Origin of the sequence: Micromonospora luteifusca (assembly GCF_016907275.1) — a bacterium.
Classification (GTDB): domain Bacteria; phylum Actinomycetota; class Actinomycetes; order Mycobacteriales; family Micromonosporaceae; genus Micromonospora; species Micromonospora luteifusca.
On record NZ_JAFBBP010000001.1, the window covers coordinates 667,495 to 692,275 of the forward strand.

Annotated in this window: 21 protein-coding genes and 1 pseudogene; 4 read left to right on the plus strand and 18 right to left on the minus strand. The window is 70.3% G+C overall.

The genetic code is table 11. From position 1 onward, the window contains the following. The first annotated feature begins 37 nt into the window (after positions 1-37). Positions 38-1,237, plus strand: a complete 1,200-nt coding sequence (locus JOD64_RS02860) for a DUF418 domain-containing protein (protein WP_204940761.1) — start codon at positions 38-40, stop codon at positions 1,235-1,237. A 153-nt stretch (positions 1,238-1,390) separates the two neighbouring features. Here the strand turns inward: JOD64_RS02860 and JOD64_RS02865 are convergent, their stop codons facing one another. Beyond that, the gene (locus tag JOD64_RS02865; protein WP_204940762.1) at positions 1,391-2,647 is read right to left on the minus strand and encodes a cellulose-binding domain-containing protein; all 1,257 of its coding nucleotides are present in this window, start codon (positions 2,645-2,647) and stop codon (positions 1,391-1,393) included. Between the two features lie 436 nt (positions 2,648-3,083). Here JOD64_RS02865 and JOD64_RS02870 point away from each other — a divergent pair, with 436 nt between their 5' ends. Continuing rightward, on the plus strand, positions 3,084-4,100 hold the full coding sequence (locus JOD64_RS02870; RefSeq protein ID WP_204940763.1) for a LysR family transcriptional regulator: 1,017 nt from the start codon (positions 3,084-3,086) through the stop codon (positions 4,098-4,100). 41 nt (positions 4,101-4,141) lie between these two features. Here the strand turns inward: JOD64_RS02870 and JOD64_RS32710 are convergent. The 6 genes and pseudogenes from JOD64_RS32710 to JOD64_RS02895 all read right to left on the minus strand — a co-directional run. After that, positions 4,142-4,738 (minus strand): annotated as a pseudogene (locus tag JOD64_RS32710) (serine hydrolase); the annotation flags it as partial. Positions 4,739-4,776: 38 nt separating this feature from the next. Next, on the minus strand, positions 4,777-6,396 hold the full coding sequence (locus tag JOD64_RS02875) for an N-acyl-D-amino-acid deacylase family protein (RefSeq protein ID WP_204940764.1): 1,620 nt from the start codon (positions 6,394-6,396) through the stop codon (positions 4,777-4,779). Beyond that, a complete protein-coding gene (locus JOD64_RS02880) occupies positions 6,396-7,160 on the minus strand; it encodes an amino acid ABC transporter ATP-binding protein (RefSeq protein ID WP_275581274.1) in 765 nt (254 codons plus the stop codon). The genes JOD64_RS02875 and JOD64_RS02880 overlap by 1 nt, the downstream gene beginning before the upstream one ends. Continuing rightward, on the minus strand, positions 7,157-8,113 hold the full coding sequence (locus JOD64_RS02885; protein WP_307813189.1) for an amino acid ABC transporter permease: 957 nt from the start codon (positions 8,111-8,113) through the stop codon (positions 7,157-7,159). Before JOD64_RS02885 ends, JOD64_RS02880 begins: the two co-directional genes overlap by 4 nt. A gap of 8 nt (positions 8,114-8,121) precedes the next feature. Next, on the minus strand, positions 8,122-9,009 hold the full coding sequence (locus JOD64_RS02890) for an ABC transporter substrate-binding protein (protein ID WP_204940765.1): 888 nt from the start codon (positions 9,007-9,009) through the stop codon (positions 8,122-8,124). A gap of 146 nt (positions 9,010-9,155) precedes the next feature. Beyond that, positions 9,156-9,794 (minus strand): TetR/AcrR family transcriptional regulator, encoded by a 639-nt coding sequence (locus JOD64_RS02895; RefSeq protein ID WP_239559370.1) that lies wholly within the window; start codon positions 9,792-9,794, stop codon positions 9,156-9,158. Between the two features lie 68 nt (positions 9,795-9,862). Here JOD64_RS02895 and JOD64_RS02900 point away from each other — a divergent pair, with 68 nt between their 5' ends. Then, on the plus strand, positions 9,863-10,336 hold the full coding sequence (locus JOD64_RS02900) for a DUF1453 domain-containing protein (RefSeq protein WP_204940767.1): 474 nt from the start codon (positions 9,863-9,865) through the stop codon (positions 10,334-10,336). Positions 10,337-10,696: 360 nt separating this feature from the next. After that, positions 10,697-11,509, plus strand: a complete 813-nt coding sequence (locus JOD64_RS02905; RefSeq protein ID WP_204940768.1) for an AfsR/SARP family transcriptional regulator — start codon at positions 10,697-10,699, stop codon at positions 11,507-11,509. 97 nt (positions 11,510-11,606) lie between these two features. Here the strand turns inward: JOD64_RS02905 and JOD64_RS02910 are convergent, their stop codons facing one another. Genes JOD64_RS02910 through JOD64_RS02960 form a run of 11 tightly spaced genes read right to left on the minus strand, consistent with a single transcriptional unit; the run spans position 11,607 to position 24,776 of the window. Next, entirely contained in the window at positions 11,607-12,128 is a 522-nt protein-coding gene (locus tag JOD64_RS02910; protein WP_204940769.1) for a flavin reductase family protein, read from the minus strand. Beyond that, entirely contained in the window at positions 12,125-13,192 is a 1,068-nt protein-coding gene (locus JOD64_RS02915; RefSeq protein WP_204940770.1) for an LLM class flavin-dependent oxidoreductase, read from the minus strand. The genes JOD64_RS02910 and JOD64_RS02915 overlap by 4 nt, the downstream gene beginning before the upstream one ends. A 1-nt stretch (position 13,193) precedes the next feature. Beyond that, a complete protein-coding gene (locus JOD64_RS02920; RefSeq protein ID WP_204940771.1) occupies positions 13,194-14,141 on the minus strand; it encodes a P-loop NTPase family protein in 948 nt (315 codons plus the stop codon). 48 nt (positions 14,142-14,189) lie between these two features. Beyond that, a complete protein-coding gene (locus JOD64_RS02925) occupies positions 14,190-15,446 on the minus strand; it encodes an MFS transporter (protein ID WP_204940772.1) in 1,257 nt (418 codons plus the stop codon). A gap of 40 nt (positions 15,447-15,486) precedes the next feature. After that, complete coding sequence (locus JOD64_RS02930) at positions 15,487-17,028, minus strand: amino acid adenylation domain-containing protein (protein WP_204940773.1); 1,542 nt, start codon at positions 17,026-17,028, stop codon at positions 15,487-15,489. Beyond that, positions 17,021-18,112 carry an HAD-IIIC family phosphatase gene (locus JOD64_RS02935; RefSeq protein WP_307813191.1) on the minus strand — a complete coding sequence of 364 codons (1,092 nt, stop codon included), beginning with the start codon at positions 18,110-18,112 and terminating at the stop codon, positions 17,021-17,023. Before JOD64_RS02935 ends, JOD64_RS02930 begins: the two co-directional genes overlap by 8 nt. Positions 18,113-18,121: 9 nt before the next feature. Then, complete coding sequence (locus JOD64_RS02940; protein WP_204940774.1) at positions 18,122-19,093, minus strand: 3-oxoacyl-[acyl-carrier-protein] synthase III C-terminal domain-containing protein; 972 nt, start codon at positions 19,091-19,093, stop codon at positions 18,122-18,124. Next, on the minus strand, positions 19,090-20,208 hold the full coding sequence (locus JOD64_RS02945; RefSeq protein WP_204940775.1) for an acyl-CoA dehydrogenase family protein: 1,119 nt from the start codon (positions 20,206-20,208) through the stop codon (positions 19,090-19,092). The genes JOD64_RS02940 and JOD64_RS02945 overlap by 4 nt, the downstream gene beginning before the upstream one ends. Continuing rightward, a complete protein-coding gene (locus JOD64_RS02950) occupies positions 20,201-20,476 on the minus strand; it encodes an acyl carrier protein (protein ID WP_204940776.1) in 276 nt (91 codons plus the stop codon). Before JOD64_RS02950 ends, JOD64_RS02945 begins: the two co-directional genes overlap by 8 nt. Further along, the gene (locus JOD64_RS02955) at positions 20,473-21,333 is read right to left on the minus strand and encodes a 3-hydroxyacyl-CoA dehydrogenase family protein (protein ID WP_239559886.1); all 861 of its coding nucleotides are present in this window, start codon (positions 21,331-21,333) and stop codon (positions 20,473-20,475) included. Before JOD64_RS02955 ends, JOD64_RS02950 begins: the two co-directional genes overlap by 4 nt. 2 nt (positions 21,334-21,335) lie before the next feature. Then, on the minus strand, positions 21,336-24,776 hold the full coding sequence (locus JOD64_RS02960; protein ID WP_204940777.1) for a thioester reductase domain-containing protein: 3,441 nt from the start codon (positions 24,774-24,776) through the stop codon (positions 21,336-21,338). Between the last annotated feature and the right edge of the window lie 5 nt (positions 24,777-24,781).

Sequence of the window (24,781 nt, forward strand, 5' to 3'; positions counted from 1 at the left end):
CAAACAAACTAAAGCAGATTTCGGGGAGAGGGCGACCATGAGCGTTGAGACGGCACCACGGCGGACATCGAGAGGGCCGGTCCTGCGCGCCGAACGCGCCCTCGCGCCGGATCTGACCCGGGGAGCGATGTTGCTGATCATCGCCCTGGCCAACGTCGCCGGGGTCGTCTTCGCCGGCGAGCCCGGCCTGGATGCCACACCGGCAGGCATCGACCGCGGCATCAACTTCCTGCTCTTCGAGCTCGTCCACGCACGCGGCTACCCGGTCTTCGCCGTGATGTTCGGCTACGGACTGGTCCAGCTCGCCCGACGCCAGGACGCCGCCGGCGCCACACCCCGGCAGGTCCGCTCGGTGCTGTTGCGCCGCAACCTCTGGCTCGTCGCCTTCGGGTTCGCACATGCCGCGCTGCTGTACTACGGCGACTTCCTCGGCGCGTACGGCATCGTCGGGGTCGTGATGACCGTCCTGCTGCTGCGCCGCGGTGAGAAGCTCCACCGGATCGTCCTGGTGCTCTGGGCGCTGATGGCGGTCGAGGTCCTGATCCTCGGCGCCATCGTCGCGAGCACCATCGCGGGTTCAGGCGGATCCGCACCGCTTCCGGCAGGCCGTGTCGATTCCCTCGCCGCGTCCGGCTACCTCGCATCCGTCGCGGATCGTCTCGGCGAATGGCCGATGCACACGCTGACCGTCGTGCCCTTCATCGTCATCGCCTGGCTGGGCATGTGGGCCGCCCGCCGCCGCGTCCTGGAGGAGCTGGCCCGGCATCGGACGCTGCTCAGGTGGACCGCCGCCCTGGGGCTCGGCGTCGCCGTCGCCGGAGGTCTGCCGGCCGCCCTGATGAGCGCCGGGTGGCTGCACGTCGACAAGCCGACCGCCAGCCTGATCCTCATGCTCCACGGTGCCAGCGGAATGTTCGCCGGTCCGGGCTACGCCGCGCTCTTCGGCCTGTTCGCCCTGCGGGTGACCCGGCCCGGCCCCATCGTCGGTGCGCTCAGCGCCCTCGGCCAACGTTCCCTGTCCGGATATCTGTTCCAGTCGGTGGCGTGGCTTCTCCTCCTGGCACCCTTCACGCTCGCCCTGGGCCAGCGCCTCGGCAGCCCCACGGTGACCGGTGTGCTCATCGCGGTCACCGTCTGGCTGGCAACCGTGCTGATCGCCAGCCTGCTCGACAGGCGCGGGCAGGGCGGGCCGGCCGAGATCGTCCTGCGCCGGCTGACCTACCGGCCGCGAAGCTAGGACTGCTCCCCTACCGCGCAGAGTCGTCGCGGAAGCCCGTCGACAGTCGGAGATGGCCAGGGGTGTGACACGGCTACCGGGTCACACCCCTGACGCATCTACCAGGACACGTCAGTTCGCGGCTGACGGGCCTCCATCCGTGATCTCGATGGCTCAGCAGCCGATCCGGCTGGACCCGACCGCGACATCGTCGTACCAGAGGGTGTCGGACCCGCCACCGTAGCTCTCCCAGCCCAGCTTCAGGTCGGTGAGCTGCGGCCGCCAGGTGCGGTTGTACCACTGGCCGTCGATGTCGTGCGTCGGTACGCCGTCCGCGGTCAGCCCGGTGATGGCAGTGCCGTCCAGCCAGGTACGCAGCTGACCGGCCGCGCCATCCACCATGAACTCCAGACAGGACCAGCGATTGGTGGGCAGTGGCACGCTCTGCGCCACCCCGGCGGGACTCTGCTCGGGCAGAGTCGCGTCGTCGGAGGCGCGGTTCCACTGCAGGGCGCCGTTCTGGCCGCCCAGGCGCAGGTCCTTGTTGCCGTCGCCGGAGTCGGTCATCGCCATCATCGTGGTGTGATCGGTGGGCTGGGCGGTGGTGTGCCGAACCCAGATCCGGCCGTACCGGACACTGCCCAGGCCGCTGAGGTTCTTCGTGGACCTGATAAAGACGTGGTTGCAGTAGCCGGCGGCACCGTTGATCCGGACCGCCCGGCTGCCGCTGTGCGTGGTGGCCGTGTCGATGCTGGCCGTGCCGGCGCCGGAACAGTCCGGGTTCACCACCGTCCAGTCGCCGGACGGCGTCGAGCCGGTCTGGTTCTCGAAGCCGTCACAGAGCACCGCCCCGGCACACCCGCTCGGCGGACCAGTGGTCGGCGGAGCGGTGGTTGGCGGCGCGGTAGTCGGCGGAGCGGTAGTCGGCGGAGCGGTAGTCGGCGGCGCGGTAGTCGGCGGAGCGGTAGTCGGCGGCGCGGTAGTCGGCGGCGCGGTGGTCGGGGTCGGGCCGGCGCCGTTGCACGGTACGCCGTTCAGGCTGAACCCGGTCGGCACGCCGCCGCTGGAGCCGAACGTGCCCTGCACGCCGAACTCGGTGGAGCCGCCGGCCGGGATGCTGCCGTTGTACGACGCGTTGCGGGCGGTCACCGCCGATCCGGACTGGCTGACCGTCGCGTTCCAGCCGTTCGTGACGCGCTCGTCCCCGGCGTACGTCCAGGTGACGGTCCAACTGGAGACGGCGGTGTCGCCGGGGGCGACCTTGATGTTGGCGGTGAATCCGCCGGGCCACTGGTTGGGCGTGTAGTCGACCCGGCAGCCCTGAGCGGCCGCGGCCGGACCGGTGAGCAGGGCTGTGCCGGTCGCGGTCACGGCGGCCAGCGCGGCGACGATCGCGAGGATCGAGGCGGGGCGGGCACGGAGAATCGTCATGGAGGGTCCTTCTGTCATCGAGCTGGACGGAGTCGGCGCGGCGGCGCGCGTCCTGGGACGGACGCAGCACGACAACGCGCCCTGGGTGTGGTGCGGCGGTGCGCCACAGCGACTGGTCGGTGCGTACGACCGACGTGCCCGGCTCGGGGTGGACCTGTCAGCCGCCGACGGCCCGGTCGCCCGGACCCCGGCGGCGCCCAACCTCAATCTATTTACCGACGCCTATCTAATCAAGCGTCGGCGTTCCTGGTGGGATCGAGCGCAGCGGCCAGCACCCCGGTTACGGTGATCGTGCGTATCCTCGACAGGCCACCGGGACGATGCCCCAGCCGCCTCCGACCCCGGTGTCTCCTCCGGCAGCTGCGACGGTGGCGGTCGGCGGTGGCGGTCGGCGGGGTCATCTGTGCCCCTGGGAGCGGGGGAAGGCGGTCCACCCATGTTCAACACCGCGCGCCTGCAGGTCGTGCTGGAGATCGCCCGGCACGGGACCATCGTCGCCGCGGCCGAGCAGCTTCGACTCAGTCCGTCCGCCGTCTCCCACCAGCTCGCCACCCTGGAGCAGGAGGCCGGCGTGGCCCTGGTGGACCGGGGGCCGCGGAGCCTGCGGCTCACCGTGGCGGGCCAGCGCCTGGCCGACTACGCGCAGCAGATCATGGATCTGATGTCGGTGGCCCGCGACGAGTTGTCCGCCCACGGGGAGGGCCGGCGGGGTCTGCTGCGGATCGGCTTCTTCGCCACCGCCGGCACGGAGCTGCTGCCGCGTGCCCTGTCCAGCTTCACCGCCGACCACCCGCAGGTCGAGTTGGCGTTGATCCTGGGGCAGCCGTCGGACCTGCTCCCCCGCCTCAACCAGGGCGAGCTTGACCTCGTGGTGGTGTTCGACCATCCGCTGAGTCCCACCCCGGAGATATCCTCCGCGAAGGTCTCGTCGCTGATGGTCGATCCACAACTGGTGGTCCTCCCGGCCGGACACCCACTCGCCGGGCGCCGGCTGCGGCTCACCGACCTTGCCGACGAGCCCTGGATCACCACCCTTGGCGTGCAGGGCGAGGTCTCCGTGCTGGAGTTGGCGGCACGCGCCGAGGGTTTCCAACCGCGGATCCGCTGCCGCAGCGATCACTACGAGGTGGTGCTGGGCCTGGTCCGGGCCGGTGTCGGCGTCGCGTTGGTGCCCTCGCTGGGTCTGCGTGACCCCGGCGAGGTGGCGGTCCAGCCGCTCGCCCACGCCAACCTGCACCGGGAGATCGGGGTGGCGCTGCGCCCCGGAAACCCGAACCCGGTGGTCGGCAGCTTCGTGGACCGGTTGACCGACGCCGCGTCGGGGCTCAGTCAGGAACTGGTGGAGCGCTGGCCGTGGGTGCGGGCAAGCCGGTCGACGGTCGTGCCCCACCGCCGTAGCTCCCCCACCGCCGCCCGCTCCGCGCCGGACGGGAACGCCGCGACGACGGCGTAGACGACGGTGTACCGGCCGACGACAATGCCGGCGTCGGCGCGTACGCCGGTGTCGGTGCCGGTCTTGTTCATCACCTGGACGCCCTCGACCGACCAGGGGTCGTGGCCGATGGTGTCGGCGACGAGCGTGCGGTCGGTGTTCCGGGCGAGCCATCCGCGCAGCAGTCCGGACGCCCGCTGGCCCTGCCAGGAGCCGGTCGCCACGTCGAGGAGGAAGGTGCAGAGGTCGTGGGCGGTGCCGGTGGCGAACGTCGGTGGTACGCCCGGGCCTCGGGCGGCCCGGATCCGGTCGTGCACGGTGGTGTCCCGAAGGCCACTGCGGCAGGCCAACTCCTGAACGGCATCGAGGGTCACCAGCCGCAGCAGGGCGTTCGTTGCCGCGTTGTCGCTCACCGCGGCGACCGCCGTGGTGAGGTCGGCGACGGTCCACCGTCGTGGCGCGAGGTGGCCGAGCAGACCGGTTCCGCCGAGTGCCCGGTCGTCGTCGAGCAGTTCGACCGGCTGGTCGGGCGCGAGGGTGCCGTCGGCGAGGCGACGGGCCACTTCGCCGAGCAGCAGCAGCTTGCCGACGCTGGCGAGCGGCAGCACGAGACCCGGGTCGAGCGAGAGGACGCGCTGGTCGTCCAGCCGTCGCACCATGGCACCGACCCGGACGGGGGCGGCCGGACCGTCGGCGGTCACGTCTGCCTCGGTGGGGCAGGCTCGCGGTCCGCCACGGCCAGCACCCGACCCGGTCGGGCGTCGGTGACCCGGTCGCCGTCCACGACGACCCGGCCGCCGACGACGACGTACCGGACACCATGTGGCGGCGCGAGCGGGTCGTCGTAGGTCGCGCCGTCGGCGGTCTGCGCGGGGTCGAGGACCACGAGGTCCGCCGCGTACCCGTCGGCGAGCAGACCGCGCTCGGCCAGGCCGAAGCGGCGGGCGGGCATCCCGGTCATCTTGTGCACGGCCTCGGTCAGGCTCAGCAGGCCCACGTCACGGACGTAGTGGCCGAGCACCCGGGCGAAGCTGCCCGCCCAGCGCGGGTGGGGCCGCCCCGGCTTGGGCACGCCGTCGGAGCAGAGCATCGCCAGTGGGCTGGCGAGTACGCGCCGCACGTCGTCCTCCCGCATCGAGTGGCTGAGGATCGTCACGTTGCCGGCCTCGGCCGCGAGGAGGTCGCAGACGCAGTCGACGGGGTCGGCGCCCCGGGCGGCGGCGAGATCGGCGATGGTACGCCCCTCGACGTCCGGGCTGGTCGGGGCGGACGCGACCCTGATCAGGTCCCAGCCGCCGTTGCCGACGGTGTTCTCCCAGCCGGGCAGCCCGGAGGCCAGGTCGGTCCGGATCCGGTCCCGAACCGTCGCCTCTCGGACGGCGGTGAGCATCGCCGGCACGCCGTCGGCGATGACCCAGGGCGGGAGCAGGGCGTGCAGGGCGGTGCTGCCGGCGGTGTACGGGTAGACGTCGCAGAGGACGTCCAGCCCGTCGGCCCGGGCCTGCTCGAGTCGGGCCAGGGTACGCACCGTGGCCCCCCAGGAGCCTCGCCCGGCCGTCTTGTGGTGTGAGATCTGGAGTGCGGCCCCGGCCGCCGTGGCGATCTCGATCGCCTCCTCCAGCGCCGACTCGACCTGCGACATCTCGTCGCGCAGATGCGTCACGTACGGCTTGCCGTGAGCGGCGGCGACCCGGGCGAGCGCGATGACCTCGTCGGTGCCGGCGTTGACTCCGGGCGAGTAGATCAGTCCGGTGGAGAGCCCTGCCGCGCCGGCGGTGAGCGCCTCGTCGAGCAACGTGCACATGCGCCGGAGCTCGTCGGCGGTGGCCCTTCGCTGCGCGAAGCCGACGACCGCGGCGCGGAGCGTGCCGTGGCCCACCAGGGCGGCGAGGTGGTTGCGCCGGGCCGAGCCTTGCGCGGCGGCGAACTCCGCGAAGGACACGTACGTCGACGCGGGCGGGCCGAACGTCGCGGCGACCAGGTCCCGCACCGTCTCGGCGTGCATCGCCGGGACGGGGAAGGGACTGATCCCGCAGTTCCCGCAGATCTCGGTGGTGACGCCCTGGCGCAGCGGCGCGAGGCGCAGCATCTCTCGCTGCTCGTCGTCGCCCGCGAGCAGGTCGGAGTGGGTGTGCACGTCGATGAAGCCCGGGGTGACGACCAGGCCGCCGGCGTCCACGACCGTGGCGGCGGAGCCGCCGCTGCCCGCTGGCAGCAGCAGCAACCGGCCGTCCCGCACCCCCACGTCGGCGCTGCGGGCCGGCGAGCCGCTGCCGTCGATGACTTCCCCGCCAGTGATCAGCAGGTCGAGCACCATCACAGCACCTTCGACAGGAACGCGCGGGTCCGTTCGTGCGTCGGCGCGGCGAGAACATCCCGCGGCGGGCCCTCCTCGATGATCACACCGTCGTCCATGAAGACCAGGTGGTCGCCGACCTCGCGGGCGAACCCCATCTCGTGGGTCACCACGATCATCGTCATGCCGCTTGCCGCCAGGTCCTTCATCACCTCCAACACCTCGCCGACCAGTTCGGGATCGAGCGCCGAGGTCGGCTCGTCGAAGAGCATCAGCTTCGGCGACATCGCCAGGGACCGCGCGATGGCCACCCGCTGCTGCTGCCCGCCGGAGAGCTGCGCCGGGTAGTGGTGCGCCCGGTCGGCGAGCCCCACCCGGTCGAGCAGGTCACCGGCGCGCTTGCGTGCGTCGGCCACCCGGGCGCCCTTCACGGCGACCAGGCCCTCCATCACGTTTCCCAGCGCGGTGCGGTGCGGGAAGAGGTGGAACCGCTGGAACACCATGCCGATCGACTCGCGCTGGCGGCGCAGCCGGGCATCCGGCAGCGGCCGCAGTCGCCCGCCGCGCTCCTCGTATCCGATCAGCTCGCCGTCGACGTAGATCCGGCCCGCCTGCGGCTCCTCAAGGTGGTTGAGGCAGCGCAGCAGGGTGGACTTGCCGGAGCCGGAGGGGCCGACCACGCAGACCACCTGGCCACGCTCGATGACCAGGTCGATGCCGCGCAGCACCTCCAGTCGACCGAAGCTCTTGCGTACCTGCTGGCACCGCACCATCGGCGCGGTCATCGCGCGATCCCGGTGAAGCGCAGGTTGCGGCCGATGCGTCCACGCAGCGTGCCGGGCACGGTGGTCCCGAAGCCCCGGCTGAACCGGCGTTCCAGGAAGTACTGGCCGACGCTGGCGACGGTGGTGAGGACCAGGTACCAGATGGACGCGACGATGAGCAGAGCGATCACCTCGAAGTTGGTCAGGTAGAGCCGCTGGGCGACGGTGAGCAGGTCGGCCCCGGCGATCACCGAGACCAGCGAGGTGGTCTTGAGCATCGAGATGAACTGGTTGCCGGTGGGCGGGACGATGATCCGCATCGCCTGTGGCAGCACCACTCGCCTCATGATCTTCGGGCGGGACATACCGAGGGCCGCGGCGGCCTCCTGCTGGCCCGGATCGACAGCGCGGAGTCCGGCACGGACGATCTCACTCATGTAGGCGCCCTCGTTGATGCTGAGCCCGAGCAGCGCCGCGACGAAGCCCGTGACGAGGGCGTTCGTCTCCCAGGTCACCAGCTTCGGGCCACCGAACGGCACGCCGAGGCCGATCTCCGGGAAGATCAGCGCGATGTTGAACCAGAAGATCAGCTGGACCAGGAGTGGCGTGCCCCGGAAGAACCAGACGTAGGCCGTGGCGCCGGTACGCAGGATCCGGCTGTCGGAGATCTGCATCAGGGCCACCACCACGCCGAGGACCACGCCGATCAGCATCGACGCGACCGTGAGTTGGATGGTGACCCACAGGCCTTCCAGGATGACCCGGTCGAACTGGTAGTCGGCGACGATGTCCCAGTGCAGGTTGGGGTTGATGGCGATGGACCAACCCAGCCAGACCAGGACGAGAGCGACCACCCCGGCGGCCAGCCACCGTCCGGGTCGGACGGGGTGGCTGATCCGGTTGGCTTGCGGGGCGTCCGACCCCGCGGGCGCCGGGTCCGCGGCCCGCACCCGCTCGTCAGATGTACGGTCCACGGGCGTGCTCACTTCTGGTCGTTGACGGTGGCAGCCTGGATGGCGCTGCCCGTCACGCCCCACCTCTCCAGGATCTTCGTGTACTCACCGCTGTCGATCAACTCCTGGAGTGCTCGCTGCACCGCGTCGCGCAACTGGCTGTCCTTCTTGTCGACCGCGATGCCCCACGGTCCGGCCTCGTACTGGGCCTCCAGCACCTCGTACTTGCCGCTCTCCTGGGCGAGCATCTTGGCGACCGGGTAGTCGACGATGGTGGCGACGGCCCGGCCGGCGTCGATCTGGAGCAGACCGGTGGGCGCGTCCTCGCTCTGCGAGATCGTCATCTTCTTGGCGCACGTGGCGTTCTGCCCCTCGCCGATGGCGAGGTTGGAACTGCCCTTGGCCAGAACGACGGCGCGGCCGCACAGGTCGGCGAGATCCTTGACGCCGGCGGGGTTGCCCTTGGCCACCATGATCGAGCCACCGGCCTGGAAGTAGTCGACGAAGTCGACCGCCTTGCGCCGTTCCTCGGTGTCGCTCATCGACGACATCGCCAGGTCCCAGCGGTCGGCCTGCAGGCCGGGGATGAGACCGGGGAAGCTGGCGTTGGTCATCTCCAGCTTGAGGCCGAGCCGCCCGGCGATGGCCGCGGCCAGTTCCGGGTCGACGCCGGTCAAATCCTGCGTGCCCTTCTTGTACATCTCCATCGGCGGGTAGCCCTCGGCGGTGGCGACCCGGAGGGCACCCTTCTCCTTCATGGCAGCGGGCACGAGGTCGGCGGCCTTCGCGTCGGCGGCGACGGAGGCCGCGCCGCCGGACTGCGGCGTCTGCCCGCTCGTCGAGCGGCCACAACCCGTCGCCGCGATCGAGATGGTGACGAGACCGATGATGACGTGGAGCGCACGCTTCCTGAGCACGGCAAACCTCCTGGCTAAGCGACTGGCCGGGACCTTATCCGGGATCCGCCAGCGTGAACAGCCTGAGTGCTCTGCATGGTGTGCATCGAAAAACTCGGTGCTGAGTTGCCCTCCAACGGGACCTGGATGACCTGCGCCCGGGATTCCTAGCCCCGACCGCGGTCCGGCGCGGCGATCAGCGAGTCCAGATGACGGCGCAGGACGGCGCGCAGCAGGTCCGGTGTGAAGCGTCGCGGGAACAACACGGCCTGCAGGCCCAGGCCGTCGAGCAGGGCACGCAGGCGGACGGTCTCCAAGTCGACGTCGAGATCCGCAGGCAGGCCGCCGGACGCCTGCGCGCCCTGCAGTGTGCGAAGAACCAGTTTCTGCAGGGTCTGCTGCATCGCCTCGGCGTGGGTGAGCAGCGAAGGACGAGTCCGGGCCGCCGTGCTGAACGTGTGCCGGAGAAGCACCTCGTCGCGTCGTACGTCGTCGAGCGGCAGGAACTCGGCGAGGAGTTCCTCGGTGCGGCGGCGTCGCTCGTCGCGGCTGCCGCCGGACCCACCGAGCAGGCGCTCGGCGTGCGCCCAGACGCGCTCACCGACGCGGCGTCCGTGCTCCTGCACCGCGAAGATCATCAACTCGTCGTGGTCGGTGAAGTAGTGCCGAACAGATCCGACGGCCAGCCCCGCCTCGTCGGCCACATTGCGCAGGGTGGCCGCTTCCAGGCCATAGCGCGCGACGACGGTGTGCACCGCGTCGGCCACCGCACGACGGCGCTCCTGGGGATCGACGATCTTTGGCATGAGGTCTTTATAGCACGGCCATGCCATGATAATTTGACACGGCAGTGCCACAAACGGGAGGTGCAGCAGTGAGCGGCTGGGTCCTGGCGGCGATCATCACCCTTGCGCTGATCGCCATCGTGGTAAAGCGGCTGATCGGCGAGCCACTGAACGGGCGCGACCTGTGGGCGCCGCCGGTGATCCTCACCGCCATCGGCCTCTACACCCTGCTCAAGACCGACGGCCTCCACGCTGACGACTACGCCTGGCTGGTCGGGGGCTCCACATTGGGTCTCGCACTCGGCTATCTGCGCGGCTCGCTCGTCGTGGTCTACGAGAAGCGCGGCTTCCTGTGGCAGCGCTACCGCGGCCGGACCTTCGTGGCCATCGTCGGCACGCTTGTCGTGATGCTCGGCTACGGCCTGCTTGCCGACAAGGTCGGCATGCAATCGGCGGCTCGCCCGATCCAGCTCTCCATCGGCATCAGCTTCATCGGCGAGGCGCTGGCCGTGACCCGCCAGGGCATCGCCCTGCGGGTGCCGTTCGCCCCCGAACGTCGATGACGACATCGTCCTCGCCGAATAACACCAACACCGTTTCGCGGCAACTTCTTCATACGGTCCCGAGACATTTCTCACTGCTCGGCGTCATTTCCGCTGGCCGGAGAGGACGCGCTCGACCAACCCCGCAGAACCGGCGACATCATCCCTGTTCGCATTGAACCTCGCATACTTTGGATGACCGAGAACTATCCGGAATCTGTCGAGATCTACTCAGCTGTCCCCATGGCGGCTTGTCTGCTTTCGATGCCATCGCGACCCATTCGCCCCGCCCTACCGGCCCTCGCGATGCCGGAAACGAGACTGTTCCTCGACGATGCGGTTGACCATGACTACAATTGACATGAGTCGACGTTTCGAAAAATGGGGTATGAGTTGCGAGTCACACTCTTTGGTACCTCCTTGCTGCAAAACGGGCATCAGCGCAGTCAGATCACCCGCGCCCAGAACAGGGGCCTGCTGGCGCTTCTGGCGCTCAATGCAAATATCTTTGTCACGTATGACTGGGCGATCGAGGCACTGTGGGGCGGCCGCCCCCCGTCCAGCGCACGGACCCAGATCCACACCGGGGTGCACGCGATCCGACGCGCCCTGCGCAAGCTGGCCGCAGAAGACCTGCTGACCAGCAACTCCTGTGGCTACGCGCTACGGATCGACCCGGGTCAGGTGGACGCGACCCTGTTCGAGCGGAAGGTCCAACAGGCCCGGTCGGCCTCCGCCGTCGACAACCACGACGAGGCGACGACGCTCCTGGAGGAGGGCTTGGCCCTGTGGAGCGGCCCGGCGCTCGGTGACGCCGCCGGCGCCTTCGTGGCTGGCGCCCGACAACGGCTCGACCAGCAGCGCGCCAGCGCGATCGAAGACCTCATCGCGCTGGAGATGCGGGCCGGAAGGCACACGGACGTCGTCGACCGGTTCTCTGCGGTGATCGATCAGTTTCCGTTGCGGGAAAGATTGCGCGGCCAGTTGATGCTGGCGCAGTTCCGGGCCGGCAACAAGGTCGCCGCCATTGAGAATTACCAACAGTTCCGCACACAATTGGCGGACAAAATCGGCCTCGACCCGAGTCCGCAATTGCGCGCGCTGCAGCACGCGATCATTCGGGACGACATCTCGCTCGACGGCAGCGCCCAGCAGTTCGCCACCCCGTTCGACTCGGCGATTCCCGTGGTGTGAGCTGTTCAACCCATTACATTGATGTGACGTATCCCGCTGATCGGTCGCCGGACACCATGGGCAGGTCGGCGACCGATCAGCGGGCCATCGAGTGTCGTCAGCATCTGGTCAACCGACTGCGCACGAAAAGCAGCGGCTCCGTGTCAGACAGCAGATCGAAGTCCCGGACCGCGGCGATGTACAGCGTGTGGTCCCCGGCGGCCGCGGCTTCGGTCACCCTGCACTCGAAATAGCCAATGCCGTCCAGGAGGATGGGCGCCCCACTGTGCGGGGCGGGCCGCCAACGCAGATCCGCGAAGGCGGTCACCCCGGTCGGCCGGTCGCTGCGCGCAAACCGGCGGGCCGTCTCGGCCTGGTCCGCACCGAGAATGTTGACCACGAAGTTGCCCGCGTTGCCGACGCTCGTCCGCGCCCGCCCGTCGGTGACGAGTGAGACCAGCACCAGCAGCGGGTCTGTCGACACCGTGACGAACGAGTTGACGGTGGTGCCGAGCAGTTCACCGGGGTGCCCGGTGGTCAGCACCGTCACGCCGGTCGCGAAGTGTCCGGCCACCTGGCGGAAACGGTCAGGACTCAACCGGCCCTCGCTGTCGGTCGTCGCGGCCGTCGGACTCGTCATCGCAGGGCTGTTTCCAGGCTCGCCGCGTACGGACGCAGCTCCCCCAGATGCTCCAGGCCCGACAGGACCCGCGCAGTGGGCACTCCGAAATCGATGAGGCAGGCGACCTCGTCAACGCCAGCGTCCGCCAGCCGGTCCAGCACCTTGCGGGCCTTCTCCGGCGCGCCGAGCAGGCCACCATCGTCGACGTACCTGTCGAACGATCTGTCGATCAGGAAGTCGATGTCGGACGGGCGCATCTTCGCTGGATCGATCTTGCGGGCGCTGCCCGCCTGCGAACCCAGCACCAGGCCGAGCGAGCTGCGCAGATAGTGCGTCAGAGGGCCGCGGACCAACTCGCGAACCTCATCCTCGCTGTCCCCCACGAAGGTGTGCACCATGAGCACCACGTGTCCGGGGCGCTGCCCGGGCTCGGCCTGCTCGGCCGCCGCTTCGCGATATGCGGCGATCTTGTCAGCGAGCTCGGGAACGCTCTGACCGAGCAGATGGGTGAGGAGTCCCGCACCGCTGCGACCTGCGGCGCGGAACGTCTCGATCCCCCCGGCACTGGTCACCCAGACCGGCAGCTCCGGCTGCACGGGTGGCGGGTAGATCCGCAATTCCTGCTCCTGACCGACGCCGTCGGCGACGGTGATCGTCTCGCCCCGCCACAGCCGGCGCACCTGCTCCAAGTAGTCGATCATGAGCTGGCGGCGGTTGTCATAGTTCTCCGGCCGTAGGGCGAAGTCCCGGGCGTGCCACCCCGACGCGAAGGAGAGCCCCACTCGACCACCGGACAGGTTGTCGACCACGGACCACTCCTCGGCGATCCGCAGCGGGTGGTGCAGCGGCGCGACGACACTTCCCGCTCGGATGCCGATGCGCGACGTGAGCTGCGCGACGGCAGCCGCCGTGACACTGGGGTTGGGATAGATCCCACCAAACGGATGGAAGTGCCGTTCCGGCATCCACACCGCGGAGAACCCATTGACGTCGGCGAACCGAGCACCCTCACGCAGCAGCTCGTACCGGTCGGCGTCGGCTTCGCAGCTGTCGTTGGCGAAATAGAAGAGGCTGAGATCCACTTTAGCTCCCCGCGAAGACGGTCTTCAGGACCAGGTCGTACGCCGCGTCCAGGTCGGACGAGGCCGACAGCTCCCAGATTGGTCGGTCAGCCAGACACCGGCGCAGATCGGCCTCGATCACGGCGACCAGGTCCGGGTCGTCCTTGCCTGCGGCGTAGTCGTCGCGCCACTGGCCGACGACGTCGTCGAACTCGATACGGCGGATCTCGTCGGCGCCGCGATTGAGCACCACCGTGGTGTCGACCTCGGCCAGCGAGCCGGTCTGCCCGTGAGCCGCCACCGGCACGGTGACCCGGTACTTGGTGCCGCCGTCGACGGCGGCCCGGGGCGCCTGCGCGAGCTGTGGATGCCCGTCGAGCAACTCCGGGGTGAGATAGACCGCGCACGGGTAACCCCAGAAGACGCCCGGTGGGTCGTCCAGGTGTCGGACCATGATGTCCTCGCCCAGCATGGTGGCGCCGCGACGCATGGCCCAGGTGGTGAACGTCGACTTGCCCATGCCGGTCGGGCCGCAGACCAACGCCGTACGCCCGTCGACCTGGAGGCCACCGGCGTGCATCGGGTAGTGGCGCGGCGATCGGCACACCAGGTAGAGGAATATCCGTTCCAACATCCAGCGGCCCCAGACGACGGGGTCGGCGAGGTCCCTGCGAGCGAGGGTCATCTCGACGGTCCACCGGGCCGGGTCGACGGTGGCGCGGGACGCCCCGGCGTCGATCATGATGATGTCGGCTTTGAGCACTGCCGGGTTGTGCGGCGGCTCCACCGCCGGGGCGTCCCCGTCGTCGACGCGTACGGTGAGGCGGACCACCGGGCCGGCCGCATGCCGGTGACCGTCGGGGTCGGCGAGGGTCGGCCCGAAGGCGTCATCCAGCACCGGACGCGCGGCCGGATCGGCGTTGACCTGCACCAGGAAGCCGTAACACTCGTACCAGTACTCGTTGTTCATCGCGTGGTACTCCTCGTCATCGGGGTCGTAGTACCGGCAGCCGGCCGGTCAGGTGGTGGCTGGCGAGGGGACGACCGGGTCGGCTGCCACGACGCCGTACCGCTCTCGGGTGCGCAGCCCCCAACGGGCCACCGCGGGCACCAGGGCGCTGGCGGCGAGCATCAACGCGCCCAGCACCAGCCAGCCGGGCCAGCCGAAGCCGATGACCAGCGCGGTCACCAGGGCCGGGGTGATGGCCGCCGACAGCTGTTCGGTGGTGGCGAACAGACCCTGGTACTGCCCGATGGCATGCTCGGGGGCGAGCTCGTAGGCCAGTGCCCAACCGCCCGCGGCACAGAGCAACTCGCCCAACACGTGCACCACGGCGCCCACGATCAGGATGCCGACCGCGAGCCACGGTGCCCGGCCCGCGGCGAGCGCGAAGATGGCACAGCAGGCGGCCAGTGCCACACCACAGCGCTGCAACGCCCGGGCACCGCCCACCACGTCGTCGGCGCCCCTGCTGACCCGAACCTGGAACAGGACGACCATGGCCGTGTTCAACACGAGCATCGCGGAGAAGGTCCAGGTGGGGGCGGCGGTCCGCTCGGTGATCCAGATCGGCACGCCGACGGTCAGGATGCCGGCGTTCATCATCAGCACGGTGTTCAGCAGCGAGATCACCACGAACGGCTTGTCTCGCAACACCGGCAACCGCGGTCCCTCCGCCGGCTTGCTGACGCCGGGCACCTGCGGGAAGGTCAGATAGACCAGGCCCGCGCCCACGTACAGCACACCGCTGAGGAAGAGCATCCCGAGGTAGACCGGCCGGGTGTCGAAATGCAGGGCGACACCACCGGCCACCGCACCGATCGAGACGCCCAGGTTGTTGGTCGAGCGCATGAAGGCGCGGGCCGCCACCCGCTCACCCGCCGGCACGACCTTCGCCACCAGCGCCCCTCGGGAGGCGCTGGACGACGCCTCGGCGAGCACCACCAGACAGCTTGCCACCACGAATGCCGGGAACGAGCCCACCAGGGCGTACGTGAAGATCAGCGCGCCCTGGAGCACCACGAAGAAGGTCGCCGTGTTGCGCGCGCCGAGCACGTCCGCCGCATGCCCGGCCGGGATGCTGGCCAACATTCCCACGAGCGCGGCGATGGTCAGCCCGAGGCCGACCTGGGCAGCGGGAATGCCGACCGAGCGCAGGAAGAACAGCACGCTGACCGAGAGCAGGATGCCGTGCCCGACACTGCGCGCGAAGCTGCTGCTGACCAGCCGCCGGATCGGGCCGGGCGGGGGGACGACGTGGTGCAGGAGGTTCATCGAACCAGCCTTTCGGAGCTGACGTGATGGTGCGGTGGTCCTAGGCCGCGGTCGCGGCACTCATGAGTCGACTCCGATCGATTTTGCCGTTGGCGTTCAGCGGCAGGGAAGACCGGTACTCGAAGCGGGACGGGATCATGTGCGTGGGCACGTGCTGGCGCAGCCAACTGCGTAGCTCGCGCGGCTCGGCGTCCGCGCCGGTGTGGAACGCCACCAGCCGGGCGTCACCATCGTGGACGTCGGCGACCACCACGGCCTCGGCAACGTCGGGATGCCGTCGCAGGGCGGTCTCGATCTCGCCCAGCTCGATCCGGTAACCCCGAATCTTCACCTGGTTGTCGAGTCGACCCAGGTGCACCAGCTCACCGCCCTCCCAGCGCACCCGGTCACCCGTGCGGTAGTAGTGCTCCGCGGTGAGCGGTTCGCTGCCGTCGTACACGCGGGTGCCGGTGGTGTCGTGCAGCAGGAACCGACCGATGTTGTCGGCCGGGTCGAGATACCCGTCGAAGCGCTGCGAACCGCGCACGACCAGCTCTCCGTCGTCGGCGGGACGGCCGTCCGGGTCCAGGATCAGGTGTTCGAGAAAGCCGTACACCGGCCCGATGGGGATGGTGTCGTTGGACGCCTTCGGCCAGTGCCGCGGGTCGCCCGGCAGCCGGTACTCGGTACAGGCCACGGTGAGTTCGGTGGGACCGTAGACGTTCTCCAGCACGGCGTTGGGGGCGGCGGCCCGCCACAGCTCGGCCTGCCGCAGCGTGAGCTGTTCGCCGATGAACAGGCTGTAGCGCAGCTCGGTGGCCCGACCGGCCGGCAGGTTGCCCAGGCCCGCAGTGACCGAGACGACCGAGGGCACCGAGAACCAGTGCGTGATGCGGTTGTCCACCACGTAGTCGACAGGCGTCAGCAGGTCGTTGCGCTGCGGCACCACCAGGGTGGCCCCGCCGCCCCAGGTGACGAAGAGGTCGAACACCGACGGGTCGAACGTCAGGTCGAAGGTGTGCGACGTACGGCAACCCGGCCCCACCTCGTACCGGGTGATGTTGTGGCCGATGTACGGCGCCAGGTTCCGGTGCCGGATCGGTACGCCCTTGGGCCGGCCGGTGGAGCCGGAGGTGAACAGGACGTACGCCACGGCGTCCGGGGACACGTCGTAGGGCGCCAGGTCCGCCGGGACCGGGCCGGTCAGCTGCGCCGGGTCGACCGCCAGCACCGGCACCGGCAGCAACTCGGTGAGCCGGGCCGCTGCCGCGGCGTCGGACAGCACCAGTTCGGCACCGGACAGCTCGCACACCGTGCGGTTGCGCTGAGCCGGAAAGCTGGGATTCAGCGGCGTCACCGCCGCAGCGAGCCGCAGGGCGGCGAGGTAACCCACGTACGTGGCCAGGTCCCTCGTGGCCAGCAGCGCGACGCGGGCGGGCGCCCGGCCGTGTCGGGCGAGAACCGCACCCGCCAGCGTCTCCGCGGCGTCGTGCAACTGCCGGTAGGTCAGACGCCGACCGCCGACCTCGATCGCGGGTTCGTCAGGAAAACGCCGCACCGATTCGGCGAACCACTCGTACAGGGTCTTGCCCGAGTCAGCCATCGGCGCGCACCCATTCCGTGTCGGGGGCGGTCGAGAACGGCACCGGGACCCGTATCCGCATGGTGTCCGGTGGCGACTGCGGGGCGGGTTCCAGATGCAGCAGCTGCACGTCCGGGGCTGCCGGTAGGTCGACGCAGTCGCACGAGTCGGTGGTGAAGCCGGCGAACCGGTAGGCCACCTCCATCATCCGATTGCGTCCGGTAGGCCGGAAGTCGGCGACCAGGTGCACGCCGGCTCGGGCCGCCGCGTCGGTCAACCAGCGCAGGATCATCGATCCGGCACCGAACGACACCACCCGGCAGGAGGTGGCCAGCAACCGGAGATGCCAGGCGCGCGCGCCTCGGACCAACAGGACGACTCCGACCGCGCCGTGCGAGCCGAACCGGTCGGACAGAGACACCACCAGCACCTCGTGTCCGGGGCCGCCGATCAGACCACGCAGCGTCTCCTCGCTGTAGTGCACGCCGGTGGCGTTCATCTGACTCGTCCGCTCGGTCAGCTCGGCGACGCGGGCAAGATCCTGCGGGCGGGCCCGCTGAATCTCCAGGACCAGCGCGAGCGTTCGGAGGAAGTCGTCGTCCGGGCCGGTGAACTCGGCCCGCTCGGCGTCGCGGCGGAAGTTCGCCTGGTACATCGCCCGGCGGCCGCGCGAGTCCTCGGTGACCACCGGAGGCGTGAACTCGGCGAGATCGAGCAGCGACAGCGCCTGTTCCGCCGGATAGCAACGCACCTCGGGCAGGTGATAGTTGACCTCGGCCCGCTCGGTGGGCTGATCGTCGATGAAGGCGATGGTGCGGTACGCGAACTGGAGCTGGTCGGCGATCGACCGCACCGCCTCGGACTTCGGTCCCCAGCTGATCTGCGGCAGGACGAAGTACTCGGCCAGGCCGAGCTTTTCCAGCCGCTCCCAGGCCTGGTCGTGATCGTTCTTGCTGCACACCGACTGCAGGATGCCGCGGGCGTCGAGTTCCACGATGACGTCGCGGATCTCGTCGGTGAGCGCAACCTCACCATCCTCCAGCAGAGTGCCCTGCCACAGCGTGTTGTCCAGGTCCCAGATGAGGCACTTGACCACGTCGTTCACGATCGTTCCTCACACTTCCCAGAGCGTGGCGGTCCAGGCGGCCACGGGGCTGTTGTTCAAGACCAGGACGAGGTCGCCCTCGCCGAGTTCCTTGGACGCGAGCAGGCTGTCGAGGTTGAGCACCACGTCCATCGCACCGAGATGACCCAACACGCTCAGGTGCTCCCGGCAGACGGGGTGGATGGGCAGGCCCAACAGCGAGGTGTAGAAGTCGTACGCGCTGGCGGTGACGTTCTGCATCAGCGTCGCCGCAACCTGCCCCCGATCGACGCCGGCGTCCGCGAGCACCTGTTCCACCAGCCGACCGAGCCGCACCCGACTGTGCATGGCCAACTCGAAGCGGTACCGGTCCGGCGAGGCACACTCCTCACGCCACTCGTACCAGGGCGCGCTCTTGTAGTCGACCGTGAACAGGTCGTGGAAGGCGCCGTCGGTCTCCATCCGGTGCGCCCGCAGCACCGGGCGGCCACCCCGCACGACGGTCATCGCGTACGCCCCGTCGCCGATGACGGTGACCGGGTAGCGGATGCGGTCGACCCCGGTCGGCATGCTGGCGTGCGCGATCAGCACGGACCGCCGGGACGGGTCGGCGACCAGCAGGTCGCGTGCGATCGCCCAGGCCGCGCTGGACCCGGCGCAGCCGAGCCCGTCCACGGCGAAGGCCATCGACGCGGAAACGCCACTGTCCTTCTGCACCCGGCAGGCATCCGACCCCAGCAGCACGTCCGGGGCCCGGCCGGTGACCAGGATCAGCACGTCAGGATCGATCGGCTGCTGCGCGGCCAACTCCCGACAGACCTGGGCGGCGTAGGCGCCCTGCTCGCCGTCGGCGAAGACACCGACCGTACGGACGCCGCTGGCCCCCACGAACTCCTGCTCGACCACACCCAGGGCGGCGTGCTCGGGCAGCTCCGTGACCGCCAGCCGCTTCTCGGGCAACAGGCAGCGAATCGCCCCGATGCCGATGTCGTCGGTCGTCACCGCGCACCCCCCGCCGTCGCCAGGACGTGCTCGGCGAGGAGCAACTGGCAGATCTCGTTGGTGCCCTCGATGACCTCCATCAGCTTGGCGTCGCGGTGCGCCCGGGCCACGACGTGGCCGTCCTGCGCACCCGCCGAGGCGAGCACCTGCACCGCGCTGGACGCCACCCGGGTGGCGTCACCGGCCGCCCGATGCTTGGCGACGACGGCGGCGGTTACCAGCTCCGGCGAGTTGGCGTCCCAGGCGGCACTGGCGTGTGCGCACAGCCTGGTGGCGGTCTGCTCGGCGACATACTGCTCCGCCAGGTGTCGGGCGATGAGCTGGTGATCGGCCAACGCGACGCCGAACTGCTGCCGGGTGGTGGCGTGCGCGGCACTGGCCGCCAGGCACGCCCGCATGATGCCGGCGCAACCCCAGGCCACCGAGATTCGGCCGTACGTCAGCGCGGTGGTCACCAGCAGCGACAACGGCTGACCGGCACCACGCAGCAGCGACGCCGCCGGTAGCCGGACCGCGTCGAGGCGCACGTCGGCGTGCCCGGCGGCCCGGCAACCCAGCGGGTCGGGAACCCGGGTGACGGTCACGCCGGGAGCCGTCGTCGGGACGAGGATCGCCGCAGCGCCGGCGCCGTACCGGCCGAAGACGAGCACCACGTCGGCGTAGGCGGCGCCGGTGACCCAACGCTTGGCACCGGTCACCGTGACGTGGTCACCGTCGCGCTCGATCAGGGTGTCCATCGCGGACAGGTCGCTGCCCGCGTTCGGCTCGCTGAACGCGACAGCGGCCAGCTCCCCGCCGGTCAGCCGGGCCAGCCACTCCCGCTGTTGACCGGCGTCGCCGAGGCGGGAGATGGTCCAGGCGGCCATGCCCTGGGAGGTCATCAGGCTCCGGAACGAACTGCACAGGCCACCGGTGTACGCGGTCAGCTCGCCGTTGTCGACGCTGCTGAGGCCGGGACCGCCGTGGGCGGTGCCGACCTGGGCGCACAACACGCCGGCGGCCCCGGCCTTACGGATCACCTCGACCGGGATCTCGCCGCGCCGGTCCCACTCACCGGCGTGGCCGGCGATCAGGTCGGTGACGAGGGCCTGCAGGTCGGCGCGGACGTCAGCCATCGCTGCCCTCCCCGCGGAGGCGCTCCACCAGGGCGGTCATCCGTTGCACGGTGCGGAAGTTGTCCAGGTTGAGATCGTCACCGGTGATGCTGATCCCGTAGGTGCTCTCGATGTGCACCAGCAACTGCATGGCGAACAGCGAGGAGACCCCGCCCTGGGCGAAGAGATCGGTGTCGGGCGCCCAGGTGGTGCGGGTGTGCTCGGACAGGAAACTCAACAGTTCCTGCTGCACGGCCTCGCTGGTCCGATCCCCGGTCGAGGTGGTCATCGCTGCACTCCTTGGTAGTCGTGGAAGCCGCGTCCGGTCTTGCGGCCGAGATCGCCGGCCCGCACCTTGTCGATCAGCAGCTCGCTGGGTCGGTAGCCCTCGTCGCCGGTGCGGTCGAGGAGGACCCGCAGGCTGTCGACGACGTTGTCCAGGCCGATGAGGTCGCCGGTGGCCAGCGGGCCGGTGCGGTGCCCGAGACAGCCGGTGAAGAGAGCGTCGACGGCCGCCGGATCGGCGATGCCGTCCTGCACGATCCGAGACGCCTCGTTGATCATTCGCTGCAACACCCGGTTGATCACGAAGCCGGGGCCGTCACCGACGACCACGGGTTCACGTTCCAGCCGGGTCAGCAGGTCCAACGCGGTATCGAGGCTGGCCTGCGCGGTACGTGGGCCGCGGACGACCTCGATGGCCCGGATCAGGTACGGCGGGTTCATGAAGTGGGCACCCAGTACGTCCTCCGGGCGGAGCGCCGCCCCGGCCAGCTCGTCCACCGGGATGCCGGAGGTGTTGGTCAGCACCGGCGTACCGGCAGGCAGGACGGTGCTGACCTCGGCCACCAGCTTGGCCTTCCATTCCGGCCGTTCGGTGATGGATTCGACCACCACGGTCGCCTCGGCCACCGCGTCGAGCGAGTCGGTGACGGTGAGGGGGCCGGCCTGCGCGTCGCGGCGCAGCCCGCCCATCAACTGCGCCATGCGCAGCTGCTGACGCACCTTGTCGGGTGCCTCGGCACGCCGGTCCGCGTCGATGTCGATCAGCACGACGGGCACGCCGTAGCCGATGGCCAGCGTCGCGATGCCGACGCCCATCGTGCCAGCACCGAGCACCGCCAGTCGGTGTTCCTCCTGCATCATGGTCACCGCACCTCCGCCGCGTCGTTCGTCGTCTTGAGCAGGTTGTTCAGCAGCTCGCCGAAGGCCGGGTCGCGGTCGGCGAGGAAGGTCAGACAGGTACGAAGCAGCGCGCCCGACGGAGCGGGGCGCAGACCGCGCTCGGTCAGCCAGGACTGCCAGGCCTCCGCTTCGAGTCCCGTCTCGTCCAGCTCGTGGCCCTCCTGCTCGTACAGCGCCACCGTGGACAGCAGCTTGTTGCCCGTGTCGAGGGCCTGCGCGGAAACCCGCTGCTGCCAGTCATCGGCCGGGGTGGCCTCAGTGGGCAGCCCGGCCTCGGCCAGCAGCTGGAACATCCGACGCGGGCTGACCGCGTACCGGTCGACCAGGTGGAAGGCGCGACCAGCCGCACCTCTACTGACGGTCAGCTCGGCCATCGCCCGGGCGACGTGGTCCACCGGCGCCATCGGCAGCGACCGGTCGTCGAGCGGATGTGCGCCGACGGCCAGGCCGCTGGCCAGAATGGCCCAGATGAGGTCCTTGTCGTTGCACGCCCCGGTGCGGGTGGAGCCGAGGATGAAGCCGGGCCGAAACACCCGGATGCGCATGCCGTCGCGCTCGGCGCGCTCGAGGATCCGCTCGGCCACCCACTTGCTGACGCCGTACCCGCCCTGCAGCGGGTCCAGCGGCTGTTCGCGGGTCTCCAGGATCCGACCGTCGGTGCCGAGAGCGTAGTGGGTGGCGGCGACCGTCGAGACGAAACCGACATCGCGGATGCCGTGCCGACGGGCCCAGCGGACCAGGTCCACCACGCTCAGCACGTTGTCCTGGCGAAGCGTCCGGTACGGCTCCGTGAAGACCACCTTGGCGGCGCAGTGCAGGATCGAGCCGACGCGGCGAGCCAACTCGCCATCGCGGTAGGTCTCACAGATCGTGGCGATGTCGGTCAGGTCACCAAGAACGACATGCACCCGCGCCGGGTCGGGGACCGGCAGGGCGAACTTCTCCGCCGTGGTCGCCAGCCGTTCGCGGGCCGACTCCTCGTCGGCGGCGCGCACGATGCAGTAGACCCGACCGCTGGTCGTGGCCAGCAGCTCGTGCAGCAGGAATGCGCCGAGGAATCCGGTCGCCCCGGTGAGCAGCACGTCGGTGCCCACCTCCGCGGGCTCGGTCGCCAGCGGACCGAGGTCGATGTCGAGGTCCACGTCGACGAGGGCCCCGTCACCGTCGGCAACCTCGTCGATGTCCTCCGGTCCGCGGCCGGCGCCGCCGGATCCCTGCAGGCCACGGACCATCTTCGCCAGCCGGCGGATCGTCGCCTGACTACCGCCGGCGCGGTGCACGTTGACCAGCACGCCCTGCGAGCGCTGGATCTCCAGCGCCATGCGTACCGACAACAGCGAGGAGCCACCGAGGGCGCCGAACTCGTCGTCGAGCCCGACACCATCCATGCCGAACAACTCACGCCAGATGCGCACCAGCTCCACCTCGACCGGGTCGGCGTCGCCGTCGACCGGTACTGCGGCGGGTGCCGGCGCGGTGGGTGCGAGCATCGGGCCGATGCGGTCCAGGGCCCAGTAGCGGCGGCGCTGGAAGGGGTACGTGGGCATCGGCACCCGCCGTCCGGCCAGGTCGGGCAGCGCCGCCCAGTCCACGTCGACGCCGTGCAGCCATGCGTTGGCCAGCGCCTCATCGACATCGTCGGCACTCGGCCGCACGGGCAGCACGTGGACGTCACGGCCGGACGTGCCGTCTCCGAGCAGCAGGGTGAACCGTCCCGGCGTGGCCGGCACGACGGCCTGGTCGGCGATTTCCAGGGCGGGCCCCAGGGCGGCACGGAGCCGGTCGAGCACCGCCGCCTCGGCGCTGTTGTCGGGCGGCAGCACCAGCACCGGGCGGAGCCGATTTGCGCGCACGGTACGCGCGGCAGGCGGGCGGGGCAGTCGCAGTGCGGCGGCGAGCTGGTCGGCCGGGGCGGTGACGACCCGACGCTCGGTGAACGACTGCCGGCCGACCCGCAGCGTGTACGCGACGTCCGAGGCGGCCAACTCGCCGGTGTCCAGCACGTCGGCCAGTCGGCGCGACATCGCGTCGAGTTCGGTGCGGTTACGGGCGGAGAGCAGCAGGCGAACGGCGTCACCGGTCGGGGCCGACGGGCGGGTCGATGCGGGCGGTGCCCCGAGCACGACCGCCACGTTGGTGCCGCCCAGCCCCATCGAGTTGACCAGGACATGCCGGTCGTCGTCGGCGCACACACCCGCCTCACGGGACAGGTACAGCGGGCTCTCGGCGAGCGCCCCCGGATTGCGGGGCTGCTCGAACAGCGGGTGCGGTGGCAGCACACCGGTGTGGGCGACCTGCACGGCCTGGATCAGACCGGCGATGCCGGCGGCAGACCCGCAGTGTCCAATGTTGACCTTCACTGAGCCCAGAGCGCAGAAGCCGGTGCGATCGGTGGTGGCGCGGATGCCCTCGGCAAGGCCACGCAGCTCGATCTGGTCGCCCAGCGAGGTGCCGGAGCCGTGCGCCTCGACGTACCGGAGCTGGTCGCCGGAGATGCCGGCGACACGCAGGGCGGCAGCTACCACGTCGGCCACCCCGGACGGGCTCGGCGCCGTGAAGCCGGAGCGGTCGCTGCCGTCGTTGCCGACGGCGCTGCCCCGCACAACTGCCAGCACCGTGTCGCCGTCGGCCTGTGCGTCGGCGAGCCGACGCAGCACGACCGCCCCGACACCGGACGTGAACGAGGTACCGGTGGAGCGGGCGTCAAACGCCCGGCACATGCCGTCGGCGGACATCAGGCCGCCGGGCACGTACCGGTAACCGGCCACCGGCTCCGAGACCGACGCGCCACCGGCCAGGGCGATGTCGCATTCTCCGGACAGCAGGCTGAGGACCGCGTAGTGCACGGCGTACAGGGCTGAGGAGCAGGCGGTCTGCACGCCGACAGCGGGGCCACGCAGGCCCAGCTTGTAGGCCACCCGGGAGGTGAGGAAGTCGACCTGGCCACCCAGGTGCAGGTCGAAATCGTCGACGGCGGCGGCCAACCCTTCCCGCGCGGCCTTCGCCGCGAACAACGCCTGCATGTACGCGCTCGGGCTCGCGCCGGCGAAGACGCCGACGATGGGGCCCTCGGGGCGGGCCGGGTGCCCGGCGGACTCCAGTGCCTCCCAGCACACCTCCAGGAAGAGCCGCTGCTGCGGATCGGTCGTCTCGGCCTCGGGCGGCAGGTAGCCGAAGAAGTCCGCGGCGAAGTCCGCGGCCCCGGGCAGGGCGGCACCGACGCCGACAAAGTCGGGTTCAGTGCGCGCTGCCTCGTCGACGCCGGCCGCCCGCAGTTGCTCGTCGCTGAGATCGCGGGTCGACACGTGTCCCTTGCGGACGTTGCCCCAGAACTCGTCAGGCGTCCAGGCGTCCGGGAACCGGCACCCGACTCCGATGATCGCGATGTCGGTGTCTGCGCTCATGACGG